This window comes from Brakhagea slesvicensis (assembly GCF_052161625.1).
Lineage (GTDB): Bacteria > Planctomycetota > Planctomycetia > Pirellulales > Pirellulaceae > JBKCUI01.
This window is the reverse complement of the sequence record NZ_CP197412.1, coordinates 1-20,846: the sequence shown is the minus strand read 5'-3', so window position 1 is coordinate 20,846 and position 20,846 is coordinate 1. Positions and strand designations below refer to the sequence as shown.

The 20,846-nt window shown below is 55.2% G+C and carries 17 protein-coding genes; 6 read left to right on the top strand and 11 right to left on the bottom strand.

What is annotated here, in order from left to right; translation table 11 throughout:
- Positions 1-26 precede the first annotated feature (26 nt).
- The 4 genes from ilvB to SH467x_RS00070 form a co-directional block, all read right to left on the bottom strand.
- Positions 27-1,805 carry a biosynthetic-type acetolactate synthase large subunit gene (ilvB, locus tag SH467x_RS00085; protein WP_482369280.1) on the bottom strand — a complete coding sequence of 593 codons (1,779 nt, stop codon included), beginning with the start codon at positions 1,803-1,805 and terminating at the stop codon, positions 27-29.
- 167 nt (positions 1,806-1,972) lie between these two features.
- Positions 1,973-2,971, bottom strand: a complete 999-nt coding sequence (locus SH467x_RS00080) for a hypothetical protein (RefSeq protein WP_482369279.1) — start codon at positions 2,969-2,971, stop codon at positions 1,973-1,975.
- Positions 2,972-3,083: 112 nt separating this feature from the next.
- Positions 3,084-4,694 carry a hypothetical protein gene (locus SH467x_RS00075; protein ID WP_482369278.1) on the bottom strand — a complete coding sequence of 537 codons (1,611 nt, stop codon included), beginning with the start codon at positions 4,692-4,694 and terminating at the stop codon, positions 3,084-3,086.
- 86 nt (positions 4,695-4,780) lie between these two features.
- A complete protein-coding gene (locus SH467x_RS00070; RefSeq protein WP_482369277.1) occupies positions 4,781-5,638 on the bottom strand; it encodes a ParA family protein in 858 nt (285 codons plus the stop codon).
- A gap of 236 nt (positions 5,639-5,874) precedes the next feature.
- On the opposite strand from SH467x_RS00070, the gene tpiA reads away from it, so the two are divergent.
- The 4 genes from tpiA (at position 5,875) to SH467x_RS00050 (ending at position 10,679) form a co-directional block, all read left to right on the top strand.
- A complete protein-coding gene (gene tpiA, locus SH467x_RS00065) occupies positions 5,875-6,642 on the top strand; it encodes a triose-phosphate isomerase (RefSeq protein ID WP_482369276.1) in 768 nt (255 codons plus the stop codon).
- 274 nt (positions 6,643-6,916) lie between these two features.
- On the top strand, positions 6,917-8,149 hold the full coding sequence (locus tag SH467x_RS00060; RefSeq protein WP_482369275.1) for a hypothetical protein: 1,233 nt from the start codon (positions 6,917-6,919) through the stop codon (positions 8,147-8,149).
- 12 nt (positions 8,150-8,161) lie between these two features.
- Positions 8,162-9,352, top strand: coding sequence for an ATP-grasp domain-containing protein (locus SH467x_RS00055; RefSeq protein WP_482369274.1), 1,191 nt, complete (start codon positions 8,162-8,164; stop codon positions 9,350-9,352).
- A 91-nt stretch (positions 9,353-9,443) separates the two neighbouring features.
- Positions 9,444-10,679, top strand: coding sequence for a bile acid:sodium symporter family protein (locus SH467x_RS00050; RefSeq protein ID WP_482369273.1), 1,236 nt, complete (start codon positions 9,444-9,446; stop codon positions 10,677-10,679).
- On the opposite strand, the gene larE is transcribed toward SH467x_RS00050, so the two are convergent.
- From larE to SH467x_RS00035, 3 genes are read right to left on the bottom strand one after another with little or no spacing between them, the layout of a single operon-like run.
- Positions 10,570-11,427, bottom strand: a complete 858-nt coding sequence (gene larE, locus SH467x_RS00045; protein ID WP_482369272.1) for an ATP-dependent sacrificial sulfur transferase LarE — start codon at positions 11,425-11,427, stop codon at positions 10,570-10,572. The genes SH467x_RS00050 and larE overlap by 110 nt on opposite strands.
- Positions 11,428-11,447: 20 nt before the next feature.
- Positions 11,448-12,041 (bottom strand): DUF6677 family protein, encoded by a 594-nt coding sequence (locus SH467x_RS00040; RefSeq protein WP_482369271.1) that lies wholly within the window; start codon positions 12,039-12,041, stop codon positions 11,448-11,450.
- Positions 12,042-12,051: 10 nt separating this feature from the next.
- On the bottom strand, positions 12,052-13,431 hold the full coding sequence (locus SH467x_RS00035) for an aminotransferase class III-fold pyridoxal phosphate-dependent enzyme (RefSeq protein WP_482369270.1): 1,380 nt from the start codon (positions 13,429-13,431) through the stop codon (positions 12,052-12,054).
- Positions 13,432-13,638: 207 nt separating this feature from the next.
- Here SH467x_RS00035 and SH467x_RS00030 point away from each other — a divergent pair, with 207 nt between their 5' ends.
- Positions 13,639-14,514 (top strand): DUF1559 family PulG-like putative transporter, encoded by an 876-nt coding sequence (locus SH467x_RS00030; protein WP_482369269.1) that lies wholly within the window; start codon positions 13,639-13,641, stop codon positions 14,512-14,514.
- A gap of 62 nt (positions 14,515-14,576) precedes the next feature.
- The gene (locus tag SH467x_RS00025; RefSeq protein ID WP_482369268.1) at positions 14,577-16,013 is read left to right on the top strand and encodes an outer membrane protein assembly factor BamB family protein; all 1,437 of its coding nucleotides are present in this window, start codon (positions 14,577-14,579) and stop codon (positions 16,011-16,013) included.
- Here the strand turns inward: SH467x_RS00025 and SH467x_RS00020 are convergent.
- From SH467x_RS00020 to SH467x_RS00005, 4 genes are all read right to left on the bottom strand, one after another.
- Positions 16,007-17,500, bottom strand: coding sequence for a porin (locus SH467x_RS00020; protein WP_482369267.1), 1,494 nt, complete (start codon positions 17,498-17,500; stop codon positions 16,007-16,009). The two genes, SH467x_RS00025 and SH467x_RS00020, sit on opposite strands and share 7 nt — an antisense overlap.
- Before the next feature lie 224 nt (positions 17,501-17,724).
- Positions 17,725-18,633: a glycosyltransferase gene (locus tag SH467x_RS00015; RefSeq protein WP_482369266.1), complete on the bottom strand. Its 909-nt coding sequence runs from the start codon at positions 18,631-18,633 to the stop codon at positions 17,725-17,727.
- Positions 18,634-18,751: 118 nt separating this feature from the next.
- The gene (locus SH467x_RS00010; RefSeq protein WP_482369265.1) at positions 18,752-19,693 is read right to left on the bottom strand and encodes an ArsR/SmtB family transcription factor; all 942 of its coding nucleotides are present in this window, start codon (positions 19,691-19,693) and stop codon (positions 18,752-18,754) included.
- 52 nt (positions 19,694-19,745) lie between these two features.
- Positions 19,746-20,840, bottom strand: coding sequence for a helix-turn-helix domain-containing protein (locus tag SH467x_RS00005; RefSeq protein WP_482369264.1), 1,095 nt, complete (start codon positions 20,838-20,840; stop codon positions 19,746-19,748).
- Positions 20,841-20,846: the final 6 nt, after the last annotated feature.

Genomic DNA, 20,846 nt, shown 5'->3' with positions numbered 1-20,846 from the left:
AAACCATCCGGCGGTCTGTACGACCGCTAGGCCAGGATCATATCGTCGACGGTCTTGCCCGATGGAATCATCGGGAGCACGTGCTCTTGATAGGGGACTTCGACATCCAGCACATAGGCACCCGGGTAGTTGATCATCTCGAGCAATGCCCCTTCGAGGTCTGCCTTCTTTCGAACCGTCGCAGCCCCCAATCCATATCCCTTCGCGATTTGCACGAAATCAGGGTATCGCTTGGATGCGTAGGTGTGAGCCACGGTGGATCCAGGGCCGCTCGCTTCCTCATCATCGATGGGTCCCAAGTAAGTATGGGCACGGTTCGACCCCATGAATCGATCTTCCCATTGCACGACCATACCCAAGTGCTGGTTGTTGAGGAGCAAGACCTTGACAGGGAGCTTCTCGCACCGAAGCGTGGCCAATTCCTGAATGTTCATTTGGAAGGAGCCGTCTCCGTCGATATCGATGACCAAGGCGTCAGGGTGTGCCGCTTGGATTCCCATCGCACACGGAAGTCCAAACCCCATCGTCCCCAATCCGCTGCTGCTCATCCAAGTCCTCGGGCGACGGAACTGGAAGAACTGGGCTGCCCACATTTGGTGCTGACCAACTCCGACGGAAACGTACGTTTCGCGGTCTTTGGTCAAATTCGAAAGAGTTCGAATCGCGTGCTGCTGAAGGATTCCGTCAAACGATTGGTCGTACGAGAATGGGAACTTTGCTTTGAGATCGGAACAATGCTTCACCCAAGCGGAAATGTCTTCCGGTGCCTCTACAATTTTGTTGAGCTCGGTCAACGCGAACTTCACATCGCTTCGCATCGAAATGTGGGCGATCTTGTTTTTGTTCAATTCGGAAGGGTCCACATCGATGTGAACGATCTTCGCGTTCTTCGCAAACGAGGCGAGGTGCCCGGTAACACGATCGTCGAATCGAACCCCCAAAGCGATCAGCAAATCGCAATCCTTGACGGCAAAGTTGGCGTAGGCGCTCCCGTGCATCCCGAGCATGTCCATCGAGAGAGAGGCATCGGCCGGGTACAGGCCCAAACCCATGACCGTCATCGTGACGGGAATGCCTGTCTTGCTCACCAGTTCACGCAGTTGTTCCGAAGCCTCGGCAGTCACAACGCCACCGCCGACGTAGAGGATAGGCCTCTTGCTGTGCTTGATCGCTGCGGCTACCTGTCGGATTTGTTCCGGTTGCGCGTCCGGTGCCTTGCCAGGCTTATAACCGGGCAAATACATCGGCACATCCCAATCGACTTCGCAGCTGGTCAGCTGAACGTCTTTGGGAATGTCGACCAATACCGGACCAGGGCGACCGGTGGTGGCGATGTGGAAGGCTTCTTTCATTACCCGGGGAAGATCTTCTGTCTTGGTAACCAAGTAATGATGTTTGGTAATCCCGCGACAGATCTCCACCATCGGGGTCTCTTGAAACGCATCCGACCCGATGACACTTGTCGGAACTTGTCCGGTGATCGCGAGCAGTGGGATCGAATCCATCTTCGCATCGGCGATGCTGGTAACGAGATTCGTTGCTCCAGGGCCGCTCGTTGCCATGACGACACCGATCTTCCCCGTCGAGCGCGCATAGCCTTGGGCGGCGAAAGCTCCCCCCTGTTCGTGCCGAGGCAGAATCGTTCGGATCTTGTCCCCGTAGAAAGTAAGGGACTGGTGAAGAGGCATGCTGCAGCCACCAGGGTAAGCAAAAATGACTTCCACCCCGTGGTCCACCAAGGACTTGACCACAATGTCGGAGCCAGTCATGACGGTGGTTGCGCGGCGGTCAGATACGGAAGCCATTCGATTTCCTCCAGGGTGATTGCAGATTTCCTAACGAGCGAAGATACAGAGTTTACCACGCGGAGAAAGGTTCGTCGAATCAAAAAGACTAATGCAGGAAGCTCCGCATTAGTTTTTGATCGGTCTGAACGATTTCGCGTTATTGGGCGGTTGTTCGAGCGGATCGATTACTGGTATTTGGCGCAGATTCCCAATCCGTCCCCGAGATAGGTTTGGCAAAGAAGTTCGCCAAAGACGAACATCCACGTGGTTAGCGTCGGTTCCGTCTGAAGCGCTTGATCAAGCTGCCCGCGGATCAGTTTCATTTCGCAATGGCCGCGAACTAGCTTCTTGCGACGGCAATACAGGATCGGCCATACCGCATCCCAAGTAGTCTGGAACGAACGGGAAACGCTGACATCGTATTTGCCACCGTAAACAGCCTCGTGCAGTGGAACGAGTCGGTCGGCGCTGGGGATCCAAGCCGGGAAGGAGGTTGGAAATGCGACGCTGCTGGTCTTGCTCGCCCGCAGTTTGGAATCGGCATCGGCGATGGCCATGACGATGCTTTCAAGGCTGGTCTCCACCTCGGGGCGAATGACTTGGATCGCTTCCTCGACTTCAAACTTCATGTGCGGCTGGCCGTCGATTTCCATTCGCCAAGCGCCGTCGACCCACTGATTGGCCTTCCAATAGGCAGTGCAATCCAGTTCCATCATATTGGCTTCGGAGGTTGCCATGGTGAAGCCGACCGGTGCACCGCTGCCGACCCTGGCCGACGTCCGTTGCCAAGTAGCAAAATCGCTTCGTAGGATCCTCATCGTAACTCGAGTCTGCCAATCTCGAATTCCCATCGCAGCTCCCAACTGTGTGGGGCCGTCGATCTTCGGAGCGTTGTGGCAGTGGATGGTGAAATCCTCGGTCGAGGGCAATACCCAATCGGTATTGCTAGCGGGGATTTGTTTCAAGCACCAAAGGATCCCGTTCTTTTCGCAGTAAGTCCAAAGTCCGCTCAACGCATCGTCGAGGGTATCGGCCTTCTCTCGAATCGTGGTCAAACTGCTAAGAGAGTCCAACCAGTCCAGATGCTTCTTGGTGAAGAGTCGATGCTGCTGAAGAATGGGGTCTTGGACTCCCATGAAAGCTTGAAGCCAACCGGTGCTTGCGTAATCTTGTGTGATGGCCATGTATTCCTGAGCAAGGAAGCGAGTGCAGTGACGCGACCTGGGCAGGCAAGTTCCCTAGAGAACTCGATCCGTATCTTTCGAGAGAGGTTGCCCGGTGCGGTCGCGAAAGTGTTCACTTCTTGATCTGAAAATCAAGGGTAGATTGCCCGAACTTGCGCGCATTCATGTCTTCTACCGTCAAACGCAGCTTGTAGGGACCAGGTGAAATCTGCTGTGGCATGTAGATTTTGTACACGATGAAATAATCGCGACGATGGTTCTGGCAGATGTCGGGCTCCATCGGGAGGATCTGCTCAGCGATTCGTTTACCAGCAGAATCGACGATCTCGTAACTTCCCTGCAGTTGGGTTTCAAAGCCGTCGCGAACTTCTTTGGCTGCCACATTCTCGATCTCGCAGTACAGCAAAACCTCTTGATCGGGTGCAAATTGGTACTTCGGAAACTTAGTGATCACTCCGTACCGCTCGACTTCGGTGCAAAACGCGGTTGAGCGAACTTCGAGATTGCTCACCGATGCCAAGTGGTTGGTTGCCAAACGCTGGCTGTTCATCACGAGGCTCAGATGACGGGATCGGACGGGCATTGCATCGGGATTGCTGGCCTCATACATGGCTTGCATCTGATGGCGGATATACAAGTTCTCTTGGTCGGACAAACCTTCGATCGGCTCTAACGCCTCGTCCAGTTTTCGCGCTGACACGAATAACATGCGCAGCGCCAATTCCCGGTGGTAGCGGAGATTTTCATCGACATTCGAGTCTTGGGCGATTTGTTCCTCCAGCAACTCGATCGTTCGAGCCAACGACTGATTCCAGGTCGACGCCATGGTGGGCGCTTCGCTCAAGGACTTTTCCTGAGGCGTTTTGTCCATCGAAGGTTTGTCGTTCGGCGTCGGAATTTGTGGCGAACGGATTCCCTCCAAAGGGGCGGACGGGTTTGCAGCCTTGGGGAGTGTTGCCGCGACCGCGGCTTCGACTCCGCTGGAAGTGGAGTTTGCAGAAGCGGGGAGGACGGGAGAGGTGGTCGCTTCCGAACTCTTAGCAACGGCACTAACCGTTGCAGGTTCTGCCGATGTGTTTGGTTTTTCCGCGGTTGCGATGGAAGTGTCCGATGAAGTTCCGGTCGGTTCTGTATCGCTCAGGCTAACTCGAACCCCTTTGCCGCCTTCAGTATCGGAACTGGATTTCGGCTCCGTAGTGTGTTTTCTGGCCGCGAGCATTTGCCGTTTCAGAAGTTCTCTGTATGGGGCGGGTAGCTCTTCGAGGGCACCGTCGATATCCAAATCATCGATACCGGTTTCTTGGATATTCGGCGGTTCGTTAGCAGATGCCTTGGTTGCCAACGACTCGCTCGTTGGAGGTGCCGGGGGCTTGGCGGCGGTCTCTGCGCCGATCGGGGCAGTGTCGGGCTGTTTCGAAGGATTGGGGGGCGTTAACGTTGGTGCAGCCGATTGTTTAGTGTCTGCGCCGGAGTCAGTAAGGCGGCGTTGGATATAAGGACTTTTTCGAGTTCCGAACGTTACGGGGCCGTCATTGGGAATCGCCCAATCGTCTTCGCTGCGGATCGATGCTATTCCGTCTTGGCTTCGAACTCCGACGCCCTGGCAACCCAGCGACAGCATACCGATGGGAGCGACCAAGCAGACGAGGAACCATTCACGCTTCGCCGCACGAAGGCGCACTTCCGAATGACGAAACCTTCGTTTTCCGTATAGATGATTCACGATCGTTCACTCCAGAAGACTATTCACCTCGTAGGTTGCCACGTCGAGTTGCCTGGTTGGTCAAAACGTGACTCCTTCGAATTCGATTATCGTTGCGTGACGGTTGTCGCTGACGCCCTTTTCGATTCCACTATCTCCGCCATTTCCGAACGGACTTCATCCGATGCGAGGACTTCGTATGCCAAGGACAAATAGTCCTCGGCACCATGGCTGCTCGGAGCGTAGTCGAAAATGCTTTGACCAAAACTGGGAGCTTCAGCCAAGCGGATATTGCGTCGGATCTTCGATTTGAAGAATTTGGCGCTGGCCCAGACCGGGCTATGCGATGCATTGCGTTGCAGAAATTCTTCCACATCGCGACTTACTTCCGCTGCCAGTCGCGTACTTGATTCGTACATGCACAAAACGATGCCTTCGAGGTGCAACGAAGGGTTAAGCCGCTTCGCCACAATCTCGATGGTTCGCAGCAGTTTGCTCAATCCGTGGAGGGCTAGAAAGTGAGGCTGCAATGGCAAGAAGACTTCATCCACCGCGGTCAAGGCATTGAGGGTTAGCACGCCAAGGGATGGAGGGCAATCGATAATCGTGAAGTCGAACTCCTCGGTGTCGAGGTCCATTTTGTCTTTGAGAATCACCTCGCGTCCTACCTCGCCGGCCAGTTCCATTTCGGCTGCTGCCAAATCCAGATTCGCGGGAATGACAGCCAATTGAGGGGATACCCAGCGGCGAACATGGCAAAGCATGGCTTCCCCACAAAGCAAATCGTAGACGCTGATCTCTTGCTCCCCGGTCGTGACACCCAAGTGAAGCGACGCGTGTGCCTGTGGATCCAAATCGATGACGCAAACCTTTTTTCCACACTGCGTCAACGCTGCAGCCAGATTGACGGTGGTCGTCGTTTTACCCACTCCACCTTTTTGATTGATCACCGCAATTTTTCGCATTTCAACATCCTTGTCGTCGTACGGGGAAAGCCCAGCAGCTTGGATTGGGTCTTCGGGCAGGGACGTTGACGGGAACGTTCCTTGGAGGGGCGAAGGCGCTCGGCTTGTGGGGGAACGGTAGCAAACCTGCTGATAAGGAATCCAGATCAATCTTCCTCCGTTGACAAGATGGGGGATTTTGGGATTCTTTGGGCCTCCATCGTTTCCTCACTCCACGCTAGCAAAGGGCTTTCTCGGTGCGTACTTTCTTCATAGCCGGTAACTGGAAAATGAATCTGCTTCGAGAGTCCTCCGTATCGCTGGTCCAGCAGTTGATGGAGGCTTTGACGGGCGTTTCTGGCGTCGACGTTGCCGTTTGCCCCCCCAGCGTTTACTTGCAGGAGGTTGGGAACACGTTGGGAGGCAGCAGCCTCCGGTTGGGGGCACAAAATGTTTCCCCCGCCGCGGAAGGCGCTTTCACCGGCGAGATCAGTTGTGCGATGTTAAAGGATGTCGGATGCCATTACGTGATTCTGGGGCATAGTGAACGCCGCACCTTGTTTGGCGAGACGGACGCGATGGTCAACGAAAAGCTGCATGCAGTTTTGAAAGCTGGTTTGATTCCGATCGTCTGCGTTGGAGAAACGCTCGCGCAGCGAGAAGCGGGTGAAACCCAGAAGGTCGTTCGCGAACAGTGCACAGGTTCCCTCGCGGGACTCACTGGGGAGCAGATGGCGAAGACCGTGCTGGCCTATGAGCCTGTTTGGGCTATCGGGACCGGAAAAACAGCATCACCCGCACAAGCGGAAGAGGTGCACGCGGACATTCGCGCTTTGCTCACCTCCCAATTCGGAGCTGTGGTCGCCGATCAAGTTGTCGTTCAATACGGCGGCAGCGTGAAGGCGGACAACGCCGCCGAGCTGCTCGGGCAACCGAACATCGACGGCGCTCTGGTCGGAGGTGCCTCTCTCAAAGCAGATTCCTTCCTGGCGATCGTCCGAGCCGCAGCAGCGATTCAGAAGTAGTCGTCCTACCGCGGAAATCGAGACAGCAGGAGCAAGCTGCCGGGGGATGGTTAGGTTTTTCTGGCTTTACCAAGACAACGAGGTAAGCCTGGAACGGTCGAAGGAGGCCGTCTCTCCGGTTTTTTGTCCTTTGCCTACCCCTTTCATGGACTGCGACTTCTCGTGGCACCTATAATGCATTGAATGCGTTTGCTAAAGCATTCGATTGCTTCGGTTGTGAGCGGATGGGCGCGTTCCCACCGATCCCCTGCTCGTCCATTCCCTTGGTTCTGCCATGCCAACGTCTCTGCTCTTTCGCTCGTTCTTGATAGGATCCGTGGTTGCATTCCCGGCCCTATCGCGAGCAGACAATTGGAATTTGAAAAATGCCGGTGTCGTTTCCGGCACGGCCGTTCCCTTTAAGGATGAAAGCTCGGTCGTCGTCCGGACCCACGACGGAGTTCTCATCCAGTTGCCTCAAACGCAAATAAGCCGAGAAATCAAAACCTCTGAACGGGAAGCCGCCTATGTGCAGTCAATGGCGGATCGTCCCGACACCGCGGAGGTCAATCGTGAAATAGCGAGAGAGTGTTATTCGAGAGATCAACGTACCCTGGCGCTGGCTCATTTCGAGCGGGTTGTTGAGCTTGATCCAAACGACGGTCAGTCCTGGGCCGCTCTCGGCTATGTCTTCGATAGCCGATCAGGACAGTGGCTTCCCAAGGACTCGCTCAACAAGAGGCTTGGACTCGTCGTCGTGGATGGCAAGCGGACGACGCTGCATGCCGCCGAGTTGGAGAAGGCGAAAAAGAGAATCCGCGAAGAGGATGCGGCATTCCTCCGAGAGCTAAGGATTGCGTTTGCGAATGTCAGCAAGCCTGGGCAAGCCGGTGTGAAAGCTCAGCAATTTCTCGCGAGCCTCGACGACCCGCGCGCCAACCAGGCGCTCGCGACGATGTTGATCGAAGAAACGAAGATCAAAGCCCGCGCGAGAATTACCAATTACGATGGTCAGCCCTATTTGGGTATGTTGATGCGAATGCCCCCAGGGTCCGCAACAGCACAATTTATTCAGATCGCGCGAGAACTGGATTATCCGGTGATTGTCGACCCTGTTCTCGATGCGTTGGCATCGAATGAACGAACCCGGATCGCTGCGATGCAGGCCTTCGTTGCCGACCTCCGACCCGCCAAAACCCCCGACATCGAATACATCAATCGCGCCGGTAGAAACTTAGAGACCGTCGGAGATGTCCGAATCATCCCAATGCTCATCGATCGACTCAAGACGTCGGCTTTGGTTACCAAAGTCAACCAAGGGGGAGCGGCGATGGATAAGGCGACCGGCGGGATCTCGCAGTCAACCGGAGGAACCTCTCAGTTCCTTGTGACCGAGAATCAAGCGGGGGTCTTGTCTGCGTTGGCCGCCATCAGCGGTCAATCCTTTGGATACGATCAGGATGCTTGGCGAACATGGTATGCACTTACCTATGCGAATTCTAACTTGGATCTGCGCCGATTCGATTGATCTGGAGTACCGGTGCAACTAGCTGTTCTGGAATTCCTGTGCGGTGGAGGTCTGGCTGGGACTTCTTCGGAAACTTCCTCTCACCATGAGCTTCGAAGCCTCTATCAAGAAGGGCTTGGAATGCTTCGTTGTTTGCTGGAGGATCTGGCCCTTTGCGGGCATCGGGTCACCACGGTGATCGATTCCCAAGCTGTCGCTGCGAACGAACTCGAATTTCTACGGTCCATCGCGCAAGTAATCTTGCTCGATCCGTCGCCGTTGGCGGAGCAAGAATATCAAGCGCAATGGTTGAATGCAGCGCGCGATTCAGATCGCGTACTCGTTATCGCACCTGAAATAGGAGGCGAACTGGAGCGCATCACCCAAATGATGCAGCGTGAGGGAGTCCCGCTGTGGGGAGCGATGGGCACATTTCTCGCACACGGTGCCGACAAGCTAGCGATGGCAGCGTCTCTTCCGCCTGTGGCAGACCACCCGAAAACTTGGGCGGTGTCCGATTGGGTTGCCCTTCTCCATGAGAATCAACAGGTGCTTGAATCCGCTGCCGATAATGGCTGGGTGTACAAAGATCGTTGGGGAGCAGGTTGTTCGGAAATGAAGTGGTTTCCCAACGCCTATGCACTGCGAGATTGGCTCGCGTCTACACGAGCATCTTTCAGTTCGGGAACCGGCGGGGGGCATGCAGGCGTCGATCGATGGGGCGATCGATGGATTGTGCAGCCATGGCGAGCCGGGATGCCTGCGAGCCTGTCTTTGATTGCTGACGGCGAAAGTCCACCTCGGTTGGTCGGTTGCATGGGGCAACGTATCGAACGGGATGAAGCGGTTCGGTATGCGGGTGGATTCGGTCCCCTCCAGGAAGATTCCTTCGAATCGCTTCAGAGTTGGGCGAGAGAAGTCATCGCACCTTACGAAGGCGTTCGGGGGTGGATGGGTTTAGATATAATCATGGGCTCAAGTCGAGAGGATCACGATTTTCGAAACCGTTCACGTGCGTCGGGCCATTTCGCGGATGGATTTAGAGCATCCGCCCCGTGGAGTCTTATCGAGATCAACCCCCGGCTCACCACGAGTTATGTGGGGTGGCGCGAGATCTACGGTCCATCGCTAGCGGAAGGTGTTTTCGGAATTTCTACAGCGTGGGCTAGCTGCAAACGCATCGAAAAACAGGTAACCTTTCCCGTCCCCATTTCCAGGGGCTAGCTTATCCGGCCCTTTTCCTTTCCAAGAGCAGCGGTGCGGTATTTTCTCCCTTCGCATCTGCTTTGACGTCGATACCCATTCGAGTGATCCCTTGTCCTCTCAACCCTCTCGCTCCAAAGTCCTTGGTCCACTTTCGATCTTCCTGTTTTTGGTCGTGGCTTTTCTTTATGCCATGAGCCTCCTCACTTGGATTTCCTTAGCGGGCGAAGTCGAGGCGACACCATCGCAACCGCGGCGGTGCATCGCATGGTTTTGCGCTGCGTTGGTCGCTTCCGCGATTGCGATCACCTTCGAAAAACGGACCCGCATCTACGCCTTCGCCGTATGGGTGGTCGCTGGAGTCGTGGTCGGGGTATTCTATCCCGATCGATTTCTACTGATGCGTCTTCCTCTTTGGAACGAACCCATCCGGGGCATCGATCAGATCAGCTGGTTGATTTCGCTCGCCATGTTCGGCATGGGAGCGACGTTAACGCTTCAAGATTTTCGCCGCGTCCTGAGGATGCCAAAAGGAGTTGCGACCGGGTTCGCGCTGCAGTTCGGTATCATGCCGCTTTTGGGGTGGAGCGTCGCAAATTGGCTACGGTTTCCTCCTGAAATTGCAGCCGGCGTGATCTTGACCGGGGCCTGCCCTGGGGGCGTTTCATCGAATGTGGTGACTTATTTGGCGCGCGGGAATGTCGCGCTTTCGGTCACCATGACCGCGTGCACGACTCTCGCTGCCCCCTTCATGACACCTCTAATGATGTTCTTGCTGGCAGGGCAAACCGTTCCGGTGAATTATTGGGACATGATGCGAAGCATTGCACTCACCGTGGTCGGCCCAGTGGTGGCAGGGTTGATCGTCAATCAATTCCTGACGCGAATGCGTTGGCAAACCAAGACGCTGGAGTCGGGACTTGCCGTGGTTTCGATCGTCGCGATTTGTTGGATATGCACGATCATCGCTGCCAATTCCCATCAAGCTTTGCAGTCGATGGGTTGGCTCCTGTTGGTAGGGGTCTTGTTGCACAATGGCTTGGGCTACACGCTTGGGTATTGGGGGGCACGAGCGGCCGGATTGAATGTCGTCGACGCGCGAACGATTGCGATCGAAGTGGGGCTGCAGAACGGTGGAATGGCCGCGAACTTGGCGACGAACGTGTTGAAGAATGCGAACGCCGCGATCGCCCCAGCCGTCTTCGCACCGGTAATGAATATCACCGGTTCGCTGCTCGCTACGTGGTGGAGTCAACACCCGTCAAAATTGGAAGAACACGATTCAGAGATCCGCTCTGGCGAGCCATCAGGTCCATCGTCACAAAGCGAAATCCTAACGACTCCATAAAGTCAGCAATGAGGCGATTCGTATCGGGATCGAGCAGGCGTGCCCAATCTTCGCGATGGATCTCCAATCTCAACAAATCGTCCGCATGGACGCGCGCTCGGACATCAAGGAATCCATGGGAATGCAAAAAGGATTCGGCGCTTTCGATCCGTCCCAATCGCTCTAGCGTTACCGATTCGCCGTAGGCAATGCGACTGGCCAAGCAGGGAGATGCGGGCTTGGAAGCGACAGGGAGTCCCCACAGAGCCGCGACCCGGCGGACTTGCTCTTTTCCCATTCCGAGATCCGCTAAGGGCGATCGAACCTCGAACTCCGCAGCGGCTTGCAAACCCGGGCGATAGTCACCCAAATCCTCTCGATTGGTACCCGAAACGAGCGTCGTGAAACCCGATTGTTGGGCCCATTGTCTAAGTTTCCAATACAAGTTTTTCTTGCAATGGAAGCAACGGCGCGCGTCGTTGCGAACGTAATCCGGATCATCGATCTCGTCGGTGGGAAGCTCTAGATGCCGGATACCGATCCGGGCCGCGACGGTTCGGGCATCGGAAAGTTCCGAAGCCGAAACGGCGGGGCCAATCCCCGTGATCGCGACGGCGCGCGCACCGAGTGCGCGGTAGCAAGCGGCCGCGACCACAGCGCTATCCACACCGCCAGAAAACGCAACGACCGCATCGCTCCAGCGACCGACATGCGAGATGAGTTCAGTTGCCAACGATTCCGTTTCGGCCGGGAGCTCCGCTTCGTTCATGGCTCCGCTCCAGAGGTTGTTTACGAGTTCTTCCGACGCTCGGGCGAATGCGGCAACGGCATCGGGCCGGCAAACGCATCGAAGATCGCCAGTAAATTCAGCAGTCCGGCAACCGCCGTGAACAGGGTTCCAAGCTCAAAGCCTGCAGACCCTTCATAATGCCATTGGGAAAGGACATTCAGATTCCGAGGAGGGGCCATGAACTCCGACCACTTCCATTCCGAAGGTTCCGTCGGAATCGCATTGCGGGCTGCGTTCGAGCGACCGCGGCCTGCGCCGGATTCCTCGTCATCGGATCGCACGATGGATTGCAGCAATGCGGGAAACGCGGGCAGGCCCACGCACATTTGCGCAGGGAATTGAATGCGATAATCCTCAGGAGACCACGAAGCGTAAACCACACGCCCTTGTCCAAGGAACAATCCGAGAAAAAAGAGCCCCAGGATGCAGGCTGCATAGAGATAGGCTTTGTTCGTCCTTCCTTGATAGAAGTGCCCTGCGCCGGGGATCAAAAAAGCCAACAATGCGGCCAAGTAGGGATTCCTCAGGTCGATTTGGCATCCATCCGCCTCGACCAACGTTTCCGACTTCCCTGTTTTCGCGGGACTCGACATGCCGTTTTCCTTAGTTGCTTTCCGAGAGGGCACGCTCGATGATCTCGCACGCGATATCGATATGCTCGTGGGTGGTGATTCCCGGTGGGGGTAAGAACCTGATTCTATTAGGGTTGCTGCCAGCTAGGAATCCCATCAGTCCCAAATCGTACAGTCGCTGCAACATCGTCTTGGCGGTCTCCGCCGAACCATCTCCTGGCGTGAAGGCAATCATCATCCCTTCCCCATAAGGCCCCGATAGCTGGCCAGGGTATCGATCGGCAAGGGCTTGGAGCTTCTTCGCAAAATAGAGATGGCGTTCCATGTTCCACCCTCCCTCGCCGAAACAACCTTTCTCTTCCAAGATATCAAGAACGGCGAGCCCTGCTCGAATCGATGCTGTCGCGCCGGTAAACGTTTGAGACAGAATCGGTCCCTTCGGTTTGAGTTGGTCTCCGTAAAGGGTCGCGCAAACCTGCGTGATCTTTCCGAGCGTGACCAGATCGGCATAGGCATCGAGCCCAAAGTGCTGAAATGCAAACGGTTGGCTCAATCGCGTGAAGGTTTGGACTTCATCGAAGATGACCAAGACGTTGTTTTCGTGACACACCCTGCAAAGGCCTTCGAAGTACTCTTTTGTACCCGGATAATAGCCACCCTCGCCCGCGACCAACTCTAGCCAGATACAGGCGTACTCGCCGGGGTGCCTCGCCAAATGCTTTTGGAGCATTTCCATCGCGCCGCGCGTGGTCCCCTCCGGATCGGAAGGATGGAACATTGGAATGAAGTCTACATCGAGGGTCTTCGGAAGCCCCATTCGATAGGCGGGGCGATCGGTGAGCTGCGCGAGGGCCATGCTCCGACCGGCGAAACAATTGTCCATGCAGATGACCCGCGTGGCAGGGAACCGCGAATGAAATGCGATCTTCAAGGCATTTTCGTTCGCCATGGCTCCGCTGGTGCTGAGCAAACAATGATCGAGCGGCGCTCCAAACCTTTGGGCCAATCCAATCAATCGCTCGCACATTGCCAAGGAGTACGCGTCATGCTGCAAGTTTCCCTGCATGATCGTATCTTCCAAGCCTGCATCGATCGTGGCATTCAACATGGCAGGATGGCTGTGGCCCAAACCATGGACTCCAATGCCCACGATGAAGTCCAATTTGACACTCCCGTCGCCAAGTTCCACCCATGGCCCATTTCCCAAGCCGCTCGATATGTAGGGGAAATAGGGAGCTCCTCCGCGCGCATTGGCCAACCGAGTCAACGCGTCGGCGTATTCCGTTCGGTGCTCCTCACGCCCCGGACGAACTCCCGTGATCTTCTGCGAATGGTCGCGGAGCGCTGCCAAGAGAAGTTCTTTGGCCTGGGCTACGCGTGGATCGTTGAGGAGTTCCTGTGAAGTCAGCATGGTTCCCGTTCGGCGGTAAAAGATCGAAATCGTCGGGGTAGGGACCGGATTATACGGAGTTCCGTTCGCCTGCCATTCCCAACCAACCGGGAAAAGTACGAGATTCTGACGTCCGTTTCAACCTCGACGATTGACAACCCTATTTGTCAGTCGATAAAAAGTACATTCGCAATTTGATTGCATATGGTTAACTTGAGGGATATGCACATGGGTCGCACAAGACAAACAAAATCGGGTTTTACACTGGTGGAGTTGCTGGTGGTCATCGCGATCATCGGAATTCTGGTCGGTTTGCTCCTGCCGGCTGTCCAAGCAGCCCGGGAAGCCGCTCGCCGCATGCAGTGCACGAACAACATGCGTCAGTTGGGACTTGCCGTTTCGAACTACGAGTCGGCCTATCGAAGGCTTCCTTCGGGCTGGGTGGATTTCCGCCAAACGACCTTGCCGGGCTGGTCCTGGGGCTCGGCATTGTTGCCGTTCATGGAACAGAACAACCTTCACGCGCAGATCGATTTCGCGAGTCCGATCTTGGCTCCTCAGAACGAACCCTTTCTTAGACAGTCCTTGCCGACGTTTATCTGCCCATCGGACCCAGGGAGCAATTTGTTTCAGATCGCCGAGGAGCCCCTCAACTCGGAAAACGTCGATGATGGTCCGAAGCTCTTTGAGATTGCGAAATCGAATTACATAGGAGTTTTCGGTTCGCTCGAAATCGAAGACGACCCCTATCGTGGCGATGGGACATTCTTCGGAAACTCGTCGATCCGTTTTCGAGATCTTTCCGATGGCCTGTCGAACACCTTCATTGTCGGGGAAAGAACCAATCGCTTGGGAGGCTCCATTTGGCATGGTATGATCGAAGAAGTTGCCGAAGCCCCGGTTCGGATTCTTGGCAGCACCGATCACACCCCCAATAGCCAAGAGGGTCACTTCGACGACTTCTCGAGCCGGCATACGGGTGGCGCTAACTTCGTGCTGGGTGATTGCTCGACACACTTTATTTCACAGAACATCGATCTTTCCATCTACCAAGCGTTATCGACCCGAATGGGTGGTGAAGTGAACCATCAACTGGATCCTTGATCACGATCCAGTCCGAATGCTTTCCCTACTCTTCGCTTATCTATTTTGTTGTGAGATCATCCATGAAACTCCACCCAAGGCTGCACCGTATTCAAGTAGCTACTCTGCTAGCATGTGCGCTGCTCGGAGGCAGGACGGTGGGCGCCGATGACGCGTCGCAGTGGCCTAATTTCTTGGGTTTCGGCAGATCTTCTGCCGGAAATGTGGCTGCCGCGCCCGTTGTATGGGACGCGAACAAGAACGTCGCATGGAACACAAAGCTGAAGGGATACGGACAGAGCAGTCCCATCGTCTGGGGGGATCAAGTCTATGTGACCTGCATCGATGGGCCCATGAAAGATGTATGTCGTGTTCAGTGCATCGATTTGAGCAGCGGCGAGACGAAGTGGACACACGATGCATCGACGAAGAATCTGATCCCAAACGATGACTACCATTCTCGCAGTGCGATGACTCCTGTCGCTGATGAACGTGGTGTGATCGCTAGCTTCGAGTCCGGATTGATTGTTGCGCTGGATCGCGACGGTCAGAAGCGATGGAGCGTCGATCTCTTTGAGAAGTATGGTTCGACCGAGACCAACCACGGCATATCCTCGTCTCTTTGCCAGTCTGAAAAGTGTGCCTTCGTATGGATACAACGCAAAGACGATCCTTACGTTGTGGCTCTCAACAAAGCGTCGGGCGAAGAAGTTTGGCGAGTCAAACGACCCGCCGGCGTCGCTTGGGGCTCACCGGTGATGATGCCGACAGAGGAAGGCGCGTTTCAATTGGTCATGAGTTGCTCGGGACGAGACGGAGGAGCAGGGCTTCTCTCTGGACTGGATACCGAAACAGGTGAAGAGCTTTGGCGATTAGAAGGCCTCTCCGGTAATTCGTCGCAAACACCCTATATCGTGTCCGCCGGGAGAGTGCTGATTGGAGCGAGCGCAGGCCGAGAAGGTGGTCCCAGCAAAGAGGCAATCGCGACAAACGGTCTTGTGAAGATCACGAAAACCGCTTCCGGTTACCAAGCGGATTACGTGTGGCGATCCCAACGCGCGACCTGCGGATTTTGCTCTCCCACCTATCACGATGGGTATGCGTATTTTACCGATCGTCGCGGGATCGTTGCCTGCATGAACATCGACTCCGGGGAGGTGGTGTATAGCGAACGTTTAGATCAAAGCGTGTGGGCGACTCCCTTTGGAGTCGGCGATAAGCTCTATTTCGTGGGAGAGGTAGGAACGACGTTGGTTCTCCGTGCGGGACCCAAATTCGAGAAACTCGCCACCAACGTGTTGTGGGAAGAAGATGCAGACGCTCAATACGCGCCACCTTCGCGTACACCTCGAGGAGAAGGGAACCGAGATGCCAACGGAGCTTCCGACTCGAAGCCTATCGTACAAACCGAGATTCCCAAGACGAAACCTCGCCAATATGCTGCTGTGTACGTCGGGAACAAATTGATTATCCGACGAGGGGATCAGCTCTACGCCATTGCAGATCAAGCCAATCAGTAATTGATTTGGACTTGGGTTCGATAAAGCTCCCCTTCGAACTGCTCATAGGATCGCCCGGAGGAGAGAGCGGTCGTATTGGTTCGATTGGTCCACGTCACCATGTTGGTCCATTCTACCGAATCGGTGATCTGCCATTCGACGCCCGTTTCGTACTCGGTCACATCGGTAAAGGGAGCATTCCGCTCTGCCTTCATCCCTCCCTCGTATCGGTTGTATTTGAAGAACGGAAAAAACGTTCCGCGATGGCACGTGTCCCATTTGTACATCGCCATGACGTAACCGCCGCGAATGTCTCCAACTTCGACCGCGGTCTGGGAAGCATTCAACTGTGGCGATCGACCGACGTTCCATTCGCATTGGATCCCAAAAGGCTTGGGGTACCAGATCGCGGAGACCGCCATGCGTTCGTCCAATAGTCCTGCACGATTTCCAGTCTCTAACGTTCCAAGGGGCCGGCTCGCCGATCCGATTCCGAGCGGTTGAATGGGGGAACTCAGCACGGTGTAGTGACCTCGGTATCCCTGTAGGGACGCTTCGAAGAGCTGATCGTTTGCCAGCCTCATAGGCAGAGTCAATCGTGCGATGATGTGCACGTTGTCGTTCTGTTCTTGAAGCGAGCCACCCTGGCCGTTGTAACATCCGAATCCGAAGACGCCGTAATTCCCGGAGCCCTTGAGTCCCTCGTCGAGAACCTCTTTGAAGAATGCTTGCGCCGGTTCGGGAGTCCAATAGTAGAACGCGCCGAGGTCTCGCTCGTTGCGTGCCGCGCTGTTGATCGAATCGGATCGATCGAGAGCCAATCGATTGGAACTGGACTGCAAATTCTCCCAACTGTATGGGATTTTGGATTGACCGACGCGAACTCGGTGGACTTTGTTCTCTGTCAAGTAAATGTCCCCATACCAATCGCGCACCTGGACAAAGTGAGTATTGTCTGTACTTCCTGGAGTGGTTACTGCAAAGTCGGGTTGCAAGTATACGTACAGGTGATCCGAAACATCACCGAACAGAATGACCCGAGCACGGCGTATGAGAAACGACTGGTTGTCCCCAACCGATCGATCTCCAACCAGTTGGGCCGGAGCTCCTTCCTCGCGAAGGACATCATTGAGTCGAAACTGCGTGTAACCCCGAATACCTAGTTTCTCAAACCACTTCTTTTCCTTTTTCTTTTCGTCTTTACCCGCCTCTTTCTTTTCGGAAGCTTGAGACTTTGCCACATCGACCTCGGGGTCTCCTTTTTCTTTCCAATCCTTCAAAAACGAATCGAATCGTGACTCGGAACTATGCAACGTCTCCTTGGTCTCTTCTAACTCCAACTCCAGAGCACGGAGTCTCTCCTGCATGGCTTGCAATTCCGCCGACGATGCTTCTACCCCAACCGGGGCGATCGCGAGTGAAGGTTCGGTCCGCTCCTGGGACAAAGAGATGCTCGGAGTTCCCAGTACTCCAGCGGCGATTCCCAAGACTAGATAGCTTGGGCTCATGGAGGCCAAGACTCGGAGGAAGTGCCGGAAGCGGTATGGTGAAGGCATCGAAGACTTCGGATTGGAGGGATTGAAGGGATTGGATCGAATATCGATGATCCCTTCTCACCCCGTTCACCAGAAATTCATCAAGCGATGCAAGTTCATCAAATCTTCACAATCGGTCCCTTCGAAGTCTCGAACACTTCTTCCAATGGCTCGGATCCGATCGACGCATGGAAAGTCTAGGCAGCGCGACGAATCGAATGGGAATCGTGGACTCTGACTGCATCTTCCACCGCCTCGTCCAATCGATCTGCAGCGGTCACCAGTCGGTCTCGGATCAAGCTTTCCAGGGAGCGGTCTCGAATCCCCATGACCCACCCCAGTCTTTCCGCGACCGACTTGGGGTTCATCAAGCCACCTGCGAGATGTCCAAGTTGTTTCGCTAGCGAATCGACTTCGACACCACTCCCTTCGACCGCACCGTAGGCGCAGGCGATCTGCCCGCAAATCTTGCCCATTTCAAAACCGATGTCCATTCCAGCGACTACCCGCTGTGGACCTTGGATCAAGGCATCTGGGACGATGGTTGTCTGCAGGTCCATGGCATCCATGAGCAACTGCAGTTCGACTTCCGCCCCTTCGCGTCCGAGTTGAGGGCATAGTCCGCCAATCAACAGAAGGACGTTTTTGCGGAACAATGTGCCGGCGAGCAGAGGTGCAACGTGATTCGAAATGCGAGTCGCGAGGCGTCGATGTGGAAGAGAGGTCCTATCCAATCCGAAAATGACTTGTTGGGTTAGGTCGATGGAGCAAGGAGCGGCGACAGCGTCCCATTCCTCCCTTTCCAGTTTCGCGAGAGCAGGGCGGTACCAGTCTTTCTGAACCCGCATACCGGGTAGCAGGATCTGAACCGCCGGCGCGCTGGCAGTGGCCATCGCAAGGTTAAGAGACTCTGTTTGCCCAAAGCTGGTCGGGGCTTGGATCAAGACGACTTCATCATCGCCTAATTCATAGGGGTCATCGTAATTCCCGTTGTGGACAACGAGTATCTCGAGATCCGAGTTTCGGTTTTCAAGCAATGACAGCAAAGTTGATTCCAGTTTTGCATGATCATCCAAAAACGGAACGATGATAGAGAGACGCAGCACAGATGTGACTCCGACTTTTCGCGTTGGGAGAAAACCACGTTAAGTCTGCGGATCGGCTTTGTGTTTCGTGCGAATTCATACAAATCGAAGTTTGCCAATGGCGAAAGCTCGGCAAACCTTATCGATTGCGGGTGGCTTTAACGAGGAATAGACCTGTCCCTTTCGCCTCGGGATCGGGGGGAAGGGGTAGGAATCGAACCAGGCTCCATCCGGAATCGTCCAACCAAGCACCCATTTGCTGCTCGGAGAAACCGAGCCACTGGTGCCCCATTTGCTCGCGATATTCCGAGCGATCGTGGGGGAGCATATCCAGAAGAATCAATTGCCCCTGTGCCTGAACGACCCGATGCGCTTCCCGCAGCGCATCCAAGGGGTTGGGAAGATAAGGCAGCACCAAAGCCATGACCCCCATAGAAAGAGATTCGTCGTCGAGAGGGAGGTGCGAGAGCTCCCCCTTTCGAACTTCAACATTCGAGAAATCCTTCAATCGTTTGCGGGCGGACTGCAACATTGTCGACGAGCCATCGATCGCAAACACTTTGCGCACCCAAGGAGCGATGAAATGGGAAAAGGCTCCTGTGCCGCACCCTAAATCACCGACGATATGATCCGGATCGGCTGCGGCGGCGAGGACAAAGGCATCGAGACGGGTGCCGAACAAGTCACTGCGCATGCGGTCCCACTTCTCGGCACTGGACGAGAAAAAAGCCTGCGAACGCGAACGCCTCGCCTCGATGACTTGCTCCAACCGTGCGTCGTCTTGTTCCGCCGTAGATTCGAGGACGCTTTGGAGTTTCACAACCTGCCAAAGTTTCTTTTGCCCAGCGTCGATTTCCGAGCTTCGCATGCGATAGAGATTGCTAGTTCCATCCCGGCGCGAGGCTATCCAGCCTTCATCCACGAGGACTTTCAAGTGCCGGCTTACCGTGCTTTGTGGCAATTGCAACGTGGTGCACAACTCCGCCACCGTCAACTCCGATCGATCTAGCAACCTGAGCAGTCGAGCGCGGATCGGGTCCGAGAGGCTTTGCATCCAAGTGATCATTGGCGGAGTATTCATCCCGGCAATATACCAGCCGCCTATCCGGATGCAATGATGGAATGCTTCCGGGTCAGGGGAGGAGTTTTTGCCGAACTCGATCGATGCATCGCAAGAGCTCCGGATCGCTCGCGATGGCGTCTTCGATCTTTTTGCAAGCGTGCATGACCGTCGTGTGGTCCCGATCTCCGAATAAACTTCCGATTGCTTGGTAGGACGCGTCTGTCCATTCTCGTATCAAGTGCATGGCGAGGCCGCGTGCCCGGACCACGCTCGCTTTGCGACTCGGGCCTCGCATCGCTTCCATTGTTTGTCGCATTTCCCTCGCGACCGACTTCGCAATTTCGAGGGGAGTCTTCGGGGAAGGTGTTTGCAATTCCACCAACGATTCGATCACTTTTGTCTTGTTCGGCTTTATGCGTCCTTCGTGGGCTCGATGATGATGCTGCCAGCGGAGCAGTAACCCTTGGAGTTGATGAAGGGATTGGTTTTCACCTAGTTGCGAATTGATTTCATTCCTTTCTTCGTCGGTAATCGGAAGAGACTGGGAGTCGCTCAGTCTTTTGATCAGTTCGGAACGGGTGGTTGCACCTGGGTGTTGCAATTCCAAGCTGTAACCAGCGATCATTCTGCTGCTCAGCGCGTGGTTCCAACCGGGGATGAAGGCGGGCAAGGTCAGCGAAGTTAGAATTACCAGCGAATTGCTTCCTTCGTGTGCGTTGAGAACCTCGATCAATTCATTCTGAGAGGCATCTTTTCCGCTGAGTTCGTGGGCATTATCGATCACCAAACAAGAGACTTGCCGGTACTGATCGCGAAAACGTGGCATGTCGTCGGATTCGATTGCGAGCACCATCGACCTTGCGAAGTCGAGGGCCGAGACAATGGCATAAGTGCGGTTGGGGGCATCGTTGATCCAGCGAGTTGCCAAGGTCATGGCGACCGCCGTTTTGCCAACGCCCGACGGCCCCAACAGGAGGAGAGGACTCCGCTCGTGCAGTTTGGCGATCGACGCGGCTTGGGCAAGCTCCCGCAAGGGTTCGTTTTCTGGGCCTATCAAAAAGCTGTCCAGCAACGGTTTGAACCCGGGCAAGATAAGAGTGCTGTTTTTGCGCGGACGAGGCGAATGAATAGCCAGGGACGTGAGCGAATCAGCAGATGCTGGCATGGCCAT